Origin of the sequence: Salinispora tropica CNB-440, assembly GCF_000016425.1 — a bacterium.
Lineage (GTDB): Bacteria > Actinomycetota > Actinomycetes > Mycobacteriales > Micromonosporaceae > Micromonospora > Micromonospora tropica.
The window spans coordinates 3712564-3725065 of the sequence record NC_009380.1; the positions used below are offsets into that span (position 1 = coordinate 3712564).

The following is a 12502-nucleotide window of genomic DNA, read 5'->3' on the forward strand; positions in this document are numbered from 1 at the left end:
GTCCCGTCCGAGCGGCTGGCCGCGATCAGGACTCGCCGCCGGTGATGGCCTCCTCCTCGTGCCGCGAACGCACCGAGTTCGCCACGGGCCCCTCGGTGATCTCGTACTCCCGGGCCTCGGCGTGATGGGTGGGCACCCATCCGGCACCGAGCCGGGTCCGGCTCGTGTTGGCCACCCCACTGTTGTAGGCGCGATTCCCCGTCATCGGCTCGTCCCCTCGGTACCGCGCGGGCCACGTTGCCAGCGCGGGCAGGAGTCTCCCGCCGCTCGGAGCGAAAAACCGTAACCTGGATCACTGGACAATCACCGAAAGTCGCGGGCGGCCGGACGGACCGGGAGCTCAATCGGGTCCAACCGGTCAGCGGTGAAATTGATCACCCCCTCGTGCCGATGGAGGAGACCCCGAACCACCAGCCCCCCGCTGTTCTTCGCCACCTGCCTGTAGCGCTGCCACAACCCAGGGGAACAGGTGACATTGAGCATCCCCGTCTCGTCCTCCAGGTTGAGGAAGGTGACCCCACCCGCGGTTGCCGGACGCTGCCGGTGGGTGACGATCCCGCCAACCCGAACCCGCCGACCCGGCTCCACCCGCGCGAGCCGGGCGATCGGCACCGCCCCCAGGGCGTCGAGCTGTTCTCGGACGAACCGGGCCGGATGGCTCTCCGGCGACAGCCCCGTCGCCCAGACATCCGCGACGAGACGATCGACCGCCCCCATCCCGGGCAGCGTCGGCGCGACCGTGCCGGGCACGGTGCCGGGCAGGCGGTCGGGATGCTCCTGGGCTGCCGCCCCAGCGCTCCAGAGTGCCTGCCGCCGGGTCACGCCAAAACACGCGAAGGCATCCGCGGTGGCAAGCGCCTCCAGTTGCGCGGCGGTCAGACCCACCCGCCGGGCCAGGTCCGACATATCCCGATACGGCCCACGCGCTGCCCGCTCGGTCTCGATTCGCCCGGCCACCTCCCCACCGAGCGTACGCACACTGTCCAGCCCGAGCCGAACCGCCGGACCACCCAGCCCCCACGCGTGCGGCGGCTCCCCCGGCTGGCTTCCCCAACGGGTGCTCGGGGTGGACTCCAGGACCGCCCCGGCACCGCTGGCATTGACATCCGGCCGACGGACCTCCACCCCGTGCCGACGAGCGTCATCCACCAGGGTCTGCGGCGAATAGAACCCCATCGGTTGGGCGTTGAGCAGCGCGGCCAGAAACGGCGCCGGGTGGTACCGCTTGAGCCAGGAACTGGCGTAGACCAGATAGGCGAAGCTCATCGCGTGGCTCTCCGGGAAGCCATAACTGGCGAACGCGGTGAGCTTGCGGTAGACATCGTCGGCCAACTCGCCGGTGATGCCCCGCTCGGCCATACCGGCGTAGAGCCGATCGGCGATCCTGGCCATCCGCTCCGCCGACCGCTTGGCCCCCATCGCCCGGCGCAGCTGGTCCGCCTCGGCCGCGTCGAAGCCGGCCAGGTCGATGGCGAGCTGCATGAGCTGCTCCTGGAACAGCGGCACGCCCAAGGTCTTCTCCAGCGCGTTGCGCATCAGCGGATGCGGGAAGGTGACCGGTTCCTGGCCGTTCTTACGCCGGATGTACGGGTGCACCGAGCCGCCCTGGATCGGGCCAGGCCGGATCAGCGCCACCTCCACCACCAGGTCGTAGAAGCAGCGGGGTTTGAGCCGGGGCAGGGTGGCCATCTGAGCGCGGCTCTCCACCTGGAACACCCCGACCGCGTCGGCTCGGCAGAGCATGTCGTAGACCTCGTCGTCATCCAGAGTCATGTCGCCCAGCTCGAGCCGCGCCCCGATCATGTCGTAGCCGTGGTGCAACGCGGCGAGCATGCCGAGGCCGAGCAGGTCGAACTTGACCAGCCCAACGGCGGCGCAGTCGTCCTTGTCCCACTGGAGCACGCTCCGGCCGGGCATCCGCCCCCACTCCACCGGGCACACCTCGATCACCGGTCGGTCGCAGATCACCATGCCGCCGGAGTGGATGCCCAGGTGCCGGGGAAAGGTCTGCACCGCGTCGGCGTACGCCACCACCGGCTCGGGGATGCCCTCGACATCGGCCGCGGCGACCGAACCCCACCGATCGATCTGCTTGCTCCAGGCGTCCTGCTGGCCGGGCGAGAACCCGAACGCCTTCGCCACGTCCCGCACCGCCGACCGGGGCCGGTACGAGATGACATTGGCGACCTGAGCAGTGTGCTCCCGCCCGTACCGGGCGTAGACGTGTTGGATGACCTCCTCCCGACGGGAGGACTCGATGTCCACGTCGATGTCCGGTGGCCCATCCCGCTCCGGGGCGAGGAAGCGCTCGAAGAGCAGCCGGTGGCGGACTGCGTCAACGTTGGTTATCCGTAACGCATAGCAGACCGCCGAGTTCGCCGCCGACCCTCGGCCCTGACAGTAGATGTCCTGCTCACGGCAGAACGTGACGATGTCGTAGACCACCAGGAAGTAGCCGGGAAAGCCCAGTTCCTCGATCATGTTCAGCTCATGTTCAAGCTGCGCGTACGCCTCGGGGTGCGCCTCCGGTGGGCCGTAGCGCTCTCGAGCCCCCCGCGCCGTGAGATGACGCAGCCAGCTCATCTCGGTGTGTCCGGACGCCACCGGATACGCCGGTAGCGCCGGGGCGACGAGCTGCAGGTCGAAGGCGAGTTCCGCGCCGAACTCGGCGGCTCGGGCCACGGCCCCCGGATAGGCGGCGAACCGGGCCGCCATCTCGGCACCGCTGCGCAGATGGGCGGCGCCGGCGGCGGGTAGCCAGCCGTCGATCTCGTCCAGGCTGCGTCGGGCCCGGACCGCGGCGAGTGTGGTGGCCAGCCGACGCCGCCCCGGAGTGGCGTAGTGCACGTTGTTGGTGGCCACTGTCGGCAGCCCGGCGGCCTCCGCCAGCTCGGCGAGGGCGTCGTTCCGGTCGGCGTCAATCGGATGACCGTGGTCGGTCAGTTCCACCGCGACCGTCTCCGCACCGAACAGCGCGGTCAACCGATCCAGTTCCCGGGCTGCCGCGTCAACTCCCTCGGTGAGCAGCGCGGCCGGCACGTGACCCTTGCGGCAGCCGGTGAGCACCAGCACGTGGTCCCGCAGCTCGGCCGCGACCTCCGCCAACTCCCCGTAGATCGGGCGGCCCTTCTCGCCACCGCGCAGCTGGGCCCGGGAGATGGTGGCGGCCAACCGCGCGTACCCCTCGTGGCCGTGGGCGAGCAGCAACAGGTGCCGCCCGAGCGGGTCCGGCTCGCCGTTGGGCGCGCCCGGCAGATCGAGGGAGAGCTCCGCGCCGAAGACCGTCGGCAGGTGCAGGGCACGTGCCGCCTCGGCGAAGCGCACCACGCCGTAGAAGCCATCGTGGTCGGTCACCGCGAGAGCGGTGAGCCCCAGCCGGACGGCCTCCTCGGCCAACTCCTCCGGGTGGCTGGCGCCGTCGAGGAAGCTGAAGTTGGTGTGCGTGTGCAGCTCGGCGTACGGCACCACATCATCCGGGCGGGCTGTCGCGGGCGGCGGGTGGTGCGGACGCCTACCGGCCCGTGCGGGAGCATCGCCGCCGTCGGCCTCCACCGCCAGCGGGTCCACCACGTGCAGATGCCGCTGGCCGTCTCGGGTACGGCGTTGCCCCCGGGTGGATTCGCCACTGAGCACCCGCTCCAGCTCTGACCACGGCAGATCCGGGTTGTAGAAGCTCATCGGTGGCCGCCTGCGCCGCGGGGATCAGTCATAGCTCGCCTCCACCAGCCACCGGCCACCCTCGACCGCGAGCAGCAGGGCGACACCGTCGGCGAGGCAGACCTGGAACCGGGCCCGCCGCCGGGCTTCCGCCGGATCCCACCACCGCTCGTCAACCGGCCACGGACCAGTCCATCCGGTAATCGCCACAGGCCGGCCAGCCCCGATGGTGAGCCACGCCGGCGCCGCACTCACCGCCAGGCGTGCGCTGACCACGACGGGCTCCTCGACGGCGTCGTGCACGGTGGCCACCAGTGGCTCGGGGAGCACCACCGCTGGCGCCGGCGGTGGAAGCCGGCCTGGCCACGGCGGCTCCCCCGGCTGGCCCGACGTGGGAGAGCCGGGGCGGGCCGACAGGCGTTCGTCGCCCCACGGCACCAGGCGCGCCTGGTCGGCCGGGGAGCGCCCGCCGCCGAGCACCGCGGTAACCACCGCCTCGGGGCCGAGGAGACCCTGGATCCGGCTCAACGCCCGGTGGGCCCGGTCCCGCTCCTCCCCGGTCTCCCCCCACAGGCCGGGCTGTAGGGCCCCCAGCGCGACCACCCCGTCGGGCACCAGCCGTAGCCGCACGATGCCGGCGGTGGGCCGCACCGGTTCGGCACCCGACCGGCCGCCGGAGAGCCACCCGTCGAGCTGCCACCGCGTCCGGTCGGCGATGGCGGCGGCGGTGAGCAGGCCGTCGTGCCGCCAGGTCCGGTGCAGTTCCTGGCCGTGCGCGGTCACCGCCTCAATACCGAGGCGGGTGCAGGCCAGCCCGTACGCGGCGAGTCGGTCGTGCAGCCGCTCGGCCAACGCGCGGGCGACGAAGGCCGCCGCATCAACCCGGTCGAGCGGTTCGTCCTGGTCCGCGGTGACGGTCAGGTCCACCGGAGGCCGCCGAACCGCGAGCGGGCGGTGGTCCCGGCCCATGGCCAGCCGGTGGGCCAGCGCACCGTCGGCGCCGAATCGGGCCAATACGTCGCCGGGGGACAACGTGGCGAAGTCGCCGAGGGTGCACATTCCGAGCCGACGCAGCAGGTCGGCCAGGGCCGGTCGACCGAGCGCCTCGACCGGCTGGTCGGCGAGGAACTGCGGTGTTCCGCCCGGGGGGACCGCCTGGCCGGTGCGGGCGGCCAGTCCGGCGGCGAACTCCCCGTCAGCGATGCCGACCTGGCTCTCCACCGCGCAGGCCTGGGCGACGTGCTCGATGATCCGCTCCGCCGCAACCTCCTCACCACCGAGGTGGCGGGCCGGGCCTCGGGCCGGTACCGCGCACATCCCGGGACGGACCACCGCCACCCCGGCCACCAACTCCTCGACTGCGGCCACCACCGGCTCGAACGCCCGGGCGTCCCGGGCGGGATCGTGGGCGACGACGGTGAGTCGGGGGCATCGACTCTGCGCCTCCCGCCGCCGTAGTCCTCGGCGCACTCCCCCAGCCCGGGCCTGCTCGGAGCAGGCGACCACCCGGTTGGCGTGCAGTACCGCGACCGGGTCGGTGGCGGGCACTCCCTCCACCAGCTCAGCGGCGACCACCGGCCAGTCCGGGCACCAGAGCACCATCGTGCGGAGCGCGGTCATCCCGGACCGGCCAGGGTGAACGGCCGGGGTGCGTCGGTGGCCGGTGGCACCGCTCGGAGTCGGCCGGCACCGGACCGACCAGTGGGCGAAGCTGCCCGGGCGCCGGGGTTCGACCCCGAAACCACCTGGGTCGAACCAGCACCGGGCAGCCAGATCGTCACCTCCCGGGGACGGGTGGCGGTGCCCCGTCCCCGCGCCGCCACGGTGACCTCCCGCCGCCGCAGTCGGCCCCGGCCGACACCGACGCCCTGCCAGACTCCCCGGGTTACCTGAAGGGTCAGGTCGGCGCCGTCCCACCGTCCGTACGAGACGAGGACGCTGCCCCGCTGCCGGGCCCGAGCCGCCAGCCGACTGGCGACCGATGCGGACACCGTGGCCGGGACTGCGGCGACCACGACGTCCACCCCGTCGATCAACGTGGCGACGACGGTGGCCCACTCGGGTCCCGGGTGCGGCACGAGGGCGAGCCGGTCCAGGGCGATCCCGAACTCGGCAGCGGCGACCGCCCCGAGGGTCGGCACCCCAACCACGGCACACCACGAGCCGGCCTGAGACGCCTCGGCGAGCAGCGCCAGGGTCAGCGAGGTGGTGCCGCTGTGCCGGGGCTGGCCAGCGGCGACCGAAATCGTGCTGCCGCGGCGTAGCCCCCGGCTGGGCAGCAGGCCGGTCAGCTCGGGGGTAACCGGCAGCACCCGGTGCCCCCCGGCCGGGTCCGGCGCACTCGCCGGGCGCACCAGACCCGCCAACGCGGCAGAACCGACCACCATACGGCCCGCCATCGGACCTACCCCCTGTCGTGCTGTTGTGCTGTTGTGCTGACAGAACAGCGCAATACAAATAGCTAAAGAACTCACAAAACGGACATGTTATAAAAATTCCCCTGCTGCGATCAACGCCAATCGGCGTCGCCGCGACTCAGGCCGCCAGACCACCAGGGGCCGGCGCCCGCGCCACACCGAGCGCGGCCTCCACCACCAACACGAACTCCTCGGCGGCACGCAGCAGGTCGTCGGCCTCCCGGGAAGTGACGACCCGCGGGATACCGGCCTCGGCAGCGACACGCTTACCGGCGGCCAGGGCGAAGAACCGGGCCCACTCGCCGAGTTCGGGGGCGACACCGGAGAGCAGGACCCAGACACTGGTAACCCGGCTACGCCGGGCCGGCACGGGGCGAGCACGGGCGGCGAGCAGCGCCGCGGCGGCCCGCAGAGCAGCCAGGTGGGCCGCCGCGTAGCGGAGACCGTCGGGGCCGGTACCGGCAGCTTCGGCAAGCCCACGGCGGGCCACCGTGAGGAGTTGGACAGGGGTGCGCTGCGGCAGCACGTGGGCCGGCACCGTCGGCGCCGGGGCTGACTTGATCGGCATGCTCTGTCTCCTCCAGGGCCGAGGCACCACCGACGGAACTGATCCGCCGGCGGACCGCCGGGTCAGTGGTGCGGAGGAAGACGCACCGGCGGGGCCGGCCGGGCATGGACGCTTCCCCACACCACACCCGGCCGGCATGACCGGCAGGTTCGTCGCCCGCCGCCGGGGGTCGAGGGCGGCGGGCGACGCTCCCGCCTGACGGGCCAGGGCTCGCGACTGCCCACGACCCTGGGCGCGGCCCGCGGTGCCGCACCCGCCCGGAGCAGCGCCGCGAAACACCGCTCCGGCTGTCGGAACGAGCATGCGAAGCATCAACGCTCCAGCACCAACGCTCGAGTAGACAAACCCTCGCCTAATCGAACACTCGTTCTAACCACTGCTGACAGTACACCCTCCCACCGACAAAGACACAACGTGTGCCGCGCGTCGCCGCACGTCGGGCGGGCCGCATACCGCCGCGCCGCCCACCGACCGCCACCGCTGGCGTGGCCAACGAAATCGCCCGGGGCGCACCGGGAAGAATGGCCGGATGCACCCACACCCGAAAGTACGGGCGACGCAGGAGGCCCTGGACAGCGTTGGCGCACTCGACGGCTCTGGCGCACCCAGCCTCGTTCGCCTGTTGCCCGACGCGGTCCACACCGCCGCGGCAGCCGCCGCCGCCCTCGGTGTCGAGGTCGGGCAGATCGCCAACTCCCTGGTCTTCGAGACAGCCGACGGGCCGCTGCTGGTGCTGACCTCCGGGGCGCACCGGGTGGACACCGTCGCCCTCGCCGCAGCGATCGGCGTCACTCGACTTCGGCGGGCCACGCCGGACGTCGTCCGCGAACACACCGGACAGGTCATCGGTGGGGTCGCCCCGGTCGGCCACCCGCGACCGCTGCGCACCCTGGTGGACACCACCCTCGACAGGTACGACGAGATCTGGGCCGCTGGCGGCGTACCCCGCGCGGTCTTCTCCACCACCTATCCGGAGCTGCTGCGGGTAACCGGCGGCACACCGGCCAAGGTGGCGTGAGCGGACTTGTCGAACGAGCCACGCCCGGTCAACCGCCGCGCACCGGTCCCCGAGTTGGTCACCCTGCATGTGTGGCGGACCAGCCGAGCCGGGCTGCCCCGGGCGCTTACCCGGATGGCACGCGACCCGCGCCGGCTACGCGCGCTGCCCGGCGTCCGCTTCGCCAAACTGCTCGGCACCGGGACCGGCACCGGCTTCGGTCCCCGCGACGCGGACCTGACCCGGTGGGCAGCGCTGACCGTGTGGGACTCCCCGACCGCGGCCACCGGCTTCGCCGACTCCCCGGTGGGACGGGCCTGGGCACGCATTGCCCGTGCCACCGTCCGAATCGACCTACGCCCGCTCACCAGCCGGGGCGAGTGGTCCGGCCGGCGGCCGTTCGGTGACCCACCTGGCGGGCGGTCCAGCGGCCCGGTGCTGGCACTGACCCGGGCCCGGCTCCGTCCCACCCGGGCGGTCACCTTCTGGCGGGCGGTACCCCCCGTGGCCCACGCGCTGCACACCGCACCCGGCCTGCTCGCCCGCTTCGGCGTCGGTGAGGCGCCGCTGGGTTGGCAGGGCACGGTCAGCGTGTGGCGCACCCCGGCGGAGCTGGTCGCATTCGCGTACCGTCACCCCGAGCATCGTGCCGCGATCACGCGAACCCCCACCGAGGGGTGGTACGCGGAGGAGCTCTTCGCCCGGTTCGAGGTGCGCGACGTGATCGGTGACCGGACGGTGCTGGGCTGGACCACGGACGGCGGAACGAAGGTGGGGACGGCATGAGGCTGGTGCGGTGGACACCGGACGACCTCGTTCGGCGGCTGGACGACGTGGTGGCCGTCTACGGCGAGGCGATGGGGTACCGCGCCGATCTACTCAAGGCACGGCGCGGCTACATCGCCACCCACGTCCGCCGACCCGGCTTCCGCGCCGTCGCCAGCCTCACCTCCGAAGGCCACCTGGCCGGATTCGGCTACGGATACCTCGGGACGCCCGGCCAGTGGTGGCACGACCAGGTGGGACGGATGCTGGACCCAGCCACCCGCCGTCGCTGGCTGGCCAGCTGCTTCGAGGTGGTCGAGTTGCACGTCCGACCGCCCGCACAGGGGCACGGGCTGGGCGCCGGCCAGCTGCGCGCCCTGCTCGGGATAGCAGAGGGGAGCACCACCCTGTTGTCCACCCCGGAGGCAGACGAGCAGCAGTCCCGGGCCTGGCGGCTGTACCGACGCTTCGGCTTCATGGACGTCCTACGCGACTTCCGCTTCCCCGGTGACGAACGGCCGTTCGGGGTGCTTGGCCGAGACCTGCCGCTCCCTCCACCCGCCGCCTCCGGAAGAGCCCCCACATGACTCGGCCCACCGCCCTGCCGAGGCGTACCCGCCAGACCGTCTGGGCGCTGTTGGCCGTGCTGGTGCTGGCGCAGATCTGCTACCCCCTGACCACGGGGCAGACCCGGGCCCGGCTGACCGTCGCCACAGTCCTGCTCGGCTACCTACTCTCGGTCGGCCACGCGCTGCTCAGCCGCGGTCCCCGGACAGCGGCGGCGTTGCTCGCCGCGGCCACCGGCGGCGGCTTCGCCATCGAGGCGCTCGGAGTGGCCACCGGGTTCCCGTTCGGCAGCTACGACTACTCGGGGCAGCTCGGGCCGAAGCTGGCCGGAGTACCGCTGATCATCCCACTCGCCTGGACCTGGATGGCCTGGCCCGCCTGGCTGACCGCGGTCCGCCTCACCGGTGGTGGGCCGACCGGGGGCATCGGGCCGGCTGCCCGCCGAATCGCGCTGGCGGCGGTCGGACTCGCCGCCTGGGATCTCTTCCTCGACCCGCAGATGGTCACCGAGGGGCACTGGGCCTGGCGGACCGCCACCCCCGCGCTGCCCGGCCTGCCCGGCATCCCCATCAGCAACTACCTGGGCTGGCTGCTCTTCGCGGTGCTGATGATGGCCGCCCTGCGTCCACTGGCTGGCGCCGCCGTGGCCACCACTGACAGCCGCGACACTCCGATGTTCGCGCTCTACCTGTGGACGTACGGCTCCAGTGTGCTGGCCCACGCCGTCTTCCTCGGCCTGCCTGCCTCGGCCGGGTGGGGCGCGGCGGTTATGGCGCTGACCGCTGTGCCGTTGGCAGTGACACTGCTGCCCCGACGTCTCACCGCCGGCCCCCGACGAAGTGGGGCACCGGCATGATCCTGTTGCTGGCGGTGCTGGCCGGCGTGGCCGCGCTGACCGCGCACACCCTGGTCAACGCCGGCCGTTGGCTGCGCCGCCCGGCCGGGACGCCGGCAACGGTGACCGAACCGGTGGCGGTGCTGCTGCCGCTGCGCGACGAGGCTGCCCGAGTCACCCCATGCCTGCGCGCGCTGCTGGCCCAGCGCGACGTACCAGAGCTACAGATCGTGGTGCTCGACGACGGGTCAACCGACGGCACCCGCGAGGTCGTCCGCACGGTCGCCGGCGACGACTCCCGGGTCACCCTGCTCGACGGCGGCGCTCCACCGCCCGGTTGGCTGGGCAAGCCGCACGCCTGCTGGCAGCTCGCCACCCGGGCCGATCCGGCCGCCACCGTGCTGGTCTTCGTCGACGCCGACGTGGTGCTCGCCCCGCACGCCGTGGCCGCGGCGGTCGGCGAGCTACGCGCCGCGCGGGTGACGCTGCTGTCGCCGTACCCCCGAATCCTGGTCACGACGGTGGCCGACCGGCTGGTTCAGCCGCTGTTGCAGTGGTTGTGGCTGACGTTCCTGCCACTGCCCGCGATGGAACGGTCGGCCCGGCCGTCCCTGGCCGCGGCCGGTGGGCAGTTCCTGGTCGTGGACCGGGTCGGGTACAACGCCGCCGGTGGACACGCAGCGGTGTCCGACCGGGTTCTGGAGGATGTCGAGTTGGCCCGGGCGGTCAAACGGTCCGGCGGCCAGGTCGCCCTCGCAGACGGCTCGCAGCTGGCCACCTGCCGGATGTACGACGACTGGCCGCAGCTACGCGACGGCTACTCGAAGTCGCTGTGGGCCTCGTTCGGTCATCCCTCGGCGGCAGCCACGGTGGTCGCGCTGCTGCTGCTGCTCTACACCGTCCCCGCGCTGGTCGCCGTGGCCGCGCTGGTCGGCGGCGCGCCAGGGGCAGCCGCCGTCGCCGCTGCGGCATACCTGCTCGGGGTCGCCGGGCGAGTGGTCAGCGCCCGGGCGACCAGCGGCCGGTGGTGGCCAGACGCGTTGGGGCATCCCGCGTCGGTAGCGGTCCTCGGTTGGCTGACCCTACGGTCGTACCATCTGCGGAAGCGACGGCGCCTGAGTTGGCGGGGCCGTCCGGTCGTCTAGGAGGCACACCATGGCGCGGATCGTGATCGTCGGCGCCGGGGTGGGTGGCCTGGCCACCGCCGCCCGGCTGGCCACCACCGGGCACCATGTCACCCTCCTCGAGCAGAGTGACACGGTGGGCGGCAAGCTCGGCCGGTACGTACACGACACGCCCGCCGGCCCCTTCCACTTCGACACCGGGCCCAGCCTGCTGACCCTGCCCCAGGTGTTCCACGACCTGTTCGAGACCACCGGGGCGAAGCTCGACGAATACCTGGACCCGGTCCCGCTCGACCCGATCGTGCGGCACGTCTTCCCTCCGGGTGGGCCAACGCTCGACTCGTGCGCCGACTCCGACGAGTTCGCCGCCCGCATCGCCGCGGCCTTCGGCGAGCGGGCCGCGGCCCAGTGGCGGCGCCTCTGGCGACAGGCCGAGCGGGTCTGGACGGCCTCCGAACGGGATGTCCTGCGCCGCCGGATCGACTCGCCCCGGGACCTGGCGATGCTGGCCTGGCGGCTGGGTGACCTGGCCGCTATCGGACCGGGCCGTACGCTACGGGGACTGGGCCGCGCCCACCTGTCCGACCCCCGGCTACGGATGCTGCTCGACCGGTACGCGACGTACGCCGGAACTGACCCACGTCGGGCGCCGGCGGCCCTCGTCGCCGTCCCGTACGCCGAGCTGACCTTCGGCGGCTGGTACCTACGCGGCGGCCTGAGCACCCTGGCCGACGCCCTGCTGACCCGCTGCCTGGATCTCGGGGTGGTGGTACGGACCGGCGTACGGGTCACCCGGATCGACGCGGCGGGTGGACGGGTGCACGGCGTACGCCTCGCCGGCGCGAGCGCCCCCGTGCCGGCCGATGTGGTGGTGTCCAACGTTGACGCGCTCACCCTCTACCGGGACCTGCTGCCCACCCCGCGACGGCTGGCCGCGCTGACCGACCGCAGCCTCGCCGGCTTCGTACTGCTGCTCGGCGTACGTGGGGACTCCGGGTTGGCCCACCACACCGTCTTCTTCCCCGACGCCTACGACGACGAATTCGATGCGGTCTTCGGGGCACCCGGGCGGGGAGTCCGGGCACGCCCAGCCCCGGACCCGACGGTCTTCGTCACCGTGGCCGCCGACGAGACGGTCCGCCCGGCCGGGCACGAGGCGTGGTTCGTACTGGTCAACGCCGCCCGGCAGGGCACCGCCGCCGGTGCTGTCGACTGGCGACGCCCCGGCCTCGCCGAGGCGTACGCGGACCGGATCCTGGACGTGCTGGCCGCGCGGGGGGTGGACGTACGGGACCGGCTGCTGTTCCGGGAGATCCGTACGCCGGCCGACCTGGGCACTGCGACGGGCACACCGGGCGGAGCGATCTACGGCACCACGGGTGGCCTGCTTCGCCCGCCGAACCGAGGGCCGGTCCAGGGGCTGTGGCTGGTCGGTGGCTCCTGCCACCCGGGCGGGGGGCTGCCGATGGTCGCCCTCTCCGCCCAGATCGTCGCCGACTCCATCGGCCCCGCCTGGTAGGCCCGGTCCGCCGACGCCCGCCCGCGGTGTCGCGATTCCCGTGCGCCTCCGGT

Annotated in this window: 11 protein-coding genes; 6 read left to right on the top strand and 5 right to left on the bottom strand. The window is 73.0% G+C overall.

Annotated elements, in window-relative coordinates; translation table 11 throughout:
* Positions 1-25 precede the first annotated feature (25 nt).
* From STROP_RS16220 to STROP_RS16240, 5 genes are all read right to left on the bottom strand, one after another.
* A complete protein-coding gene (locus STROP_RS16220) occupies positions 26-205 on the bottom strand; it encodes a hypothetical protein (RefSeq protein ID WP_018830559.1) in 180 nt (59 codons plus the stop codon).
* Between the two features lie 98 nt (positions 206-303).
* On the bottom strand, positions 304-3678 hold the full coding sequence (locus STROP_RS16225) for an error-prone DNA polymerase (protein WP_012014450.1): 3375 nt from the start codon (positions 3676-3678) through the stop codon (positions 304-306).
* 24 nt (positions 3679-3702) lie between these two features.
* The gene (locus tag STROP_RS16230) at positions 3703-5277 is read right to left on the bottom strand and encodes a DNA polymerase Y family protein (protein ID WP_012014451.1); all 1575 of its coding nucleotides are present in this window, start codon (positions 5275-5277) and stop codon (positions 3703-3705) included.
* Positions 5274-6056, bottom strand: coding sequence for a P-loop NTPase family protein (locus STROP_RS16235; RefSeq protein WP_026275099.1), 783 nt, complete (start codon positions 6054-6056; stop codon positions 5274-5276). The genes STROP_RS16230 and STROP_RS16235 overlap by 4 nt, the downstream gene beginning before the upstream one ends.
* Positions 6057-6192: 136 nt before the next feature.
* Positions 6193-6642, bottom strand: a complete 450-nt coding sequence (locus STROP_RS16240) for an SAV_6107 family HEPN domain-containing protein (protein ID WP_018830561.1) — start codon at positions 6640-6642, stop codon at positions 6193-6195.
* Positions 6643-7171: 529 nt separating this feature from the next.
* Here STROP_RS16240 and STROP_RS16245 point away from each other — a divergent pair.
* From STROP_RS16245 to STROP_RS16270, 6 genes are read left to right on the top strand one after another with little or no spacing between them, the layout of a single operon-like run.
* Positions 7172-7660 (top strand): YbaK/EbsC family protein, encoded by a 489-nt coding sequence (locus STROP_RS16245; RefSeq protein ID WP_012014454.1) that lies wholly within the window; start codon positions 7172-7174, stop codon positions 7658-7660.
* A 6-nt stretch (positions 7661-7666) separates the two neighbouring features.
* Positions 7667-8425, top strand: coding sequence for a hypothetical protein (locus STROP_RS16250; protein ID WP_012014455.1), 759 nt, complete (start codon positions 7667-7669; stop codon positions 8423-8425).
* Positions 8422-8991: a GNAT family N-acetyltransferase gene (locus tag STROP_RS16255; protein WP_012014456.1), complete on the top strand. Its 570-nt coding sequence runs from the start codon at positions 8422-8424 to the stop codon at positions 8989-8991. The genes STROP_RS16250 and STROP_RS16255 overlap by 4 nt, the downstream gene beginning before the upstream one ends.
* Positions 8988-9827 carry a carotenoid biosynthesis protein gene (locus tag STROP_RS16260; RefSeq protein WP_012014457.1) on the top strand — a complete coding sequence of 280 codons (840 nt, stop codon included), beginning with the start codon at positions 8988-8990 and terminating at the stop codon, positions 9825-9827. The genes STROP_RS16255 and STROP_RS16260 overlap by 4 nt, the downstream gene beginning before the upstream one ends.
* Positions 9824-10951, top strand: coding sequence for a glycosyltransferase family 2 protein (locus tag STROP_RS16265; RefSeq protein WP_012014458.1), 1128 nt, complete (start codon positions 9824-9826; stop codon positions 10949-10951). The genes STROP_RS16260 and STROP_RS16265 overlap by 4 nt, the downstream gene beginning before the upstream one ends.
* 10 nt (positions 10952-10961) lie before the next feature.
* A complete protein-coding gene (locus STROP_RS16270) occupies positions 10962-12449 on the top strand; it encodes a phytoene desaturase family protein (RefSeq protein ID WP_012014459.1) in 1488 nt (495 codons plus the stop codon).
* Positions 12450-12502 lie beyond the last annotated feature (53 nt).

Coding starts and splice junctions, on each gene's coding strand:
- STROP_RS16220 (WP_018830559.1), bottom strand. CDS start 205: ATGACGGGGAATCGCGCCTACAACAGTGGGGTGGCCAACACGAGCCGG.
- STROP_RS16225 (WP_012014450.1), bottom strand. CDS start 3,678: ATGAGCTTCTACAACCCGGATCTGCCGTGGTCAGAGCTGGAGCGGGTG.
- STROP_RS16230 (WP_012014451.1), bottom strand. CDS start 5,277: ATGACCGCGCTCCGCACGATGGTGCTCTGGTGCCCGGACTGGCCGGTG.
- STROP_RS16235 (WP_026275099.1), bottom strand. CDS start 6,056: ATGGCGGGCCGTATGGTGGTCGGTTCTGCCGCGTTGGCGGGTCTGGTG.
- STROP_RS16240 (WP_018830561.1), bottom strand. CDS start 6,642: ATGCCGATCAAGTCAGCCCCGGCGCCGACGGTGCCGGCCCACGTGCTG.
- STROP_RS16245 (WP_012014454.1), top strand. CDS start 7,172: ATGCACCCACACCCGAAAGTACGGGCGACGCAGGAGGCCCTGGACAGC.
- STROP_RS16255 (WP_012014456.1), top strand. CDS start 8,422: ATGAGGCTGGTGCGGTGGACACCGGACGACCTCGTTCGGCGGCTGGAC.
- STROP_RS16260 (WP_012014457.1), top strand. CDS start 8,988: ATGACTCGGCCCACCGCCCTGCCGAGGCGTACCCGCCAGACCGTCTGG.
- STROP_RS16265 (WP_012014458.1), top strand. CDS start 9,824: ATGATCCTGTTGCTGGCGGTGCTGGCCGGCGTGGCCGCGCTGACCGCG.
- STROP_RS16270 (WP_012014459.1), top strand. CDS start 10,962: ATGGCGCGGATCGTGATCGTCGGCGCCGGGGTGGGTGGCCTGGCCACC.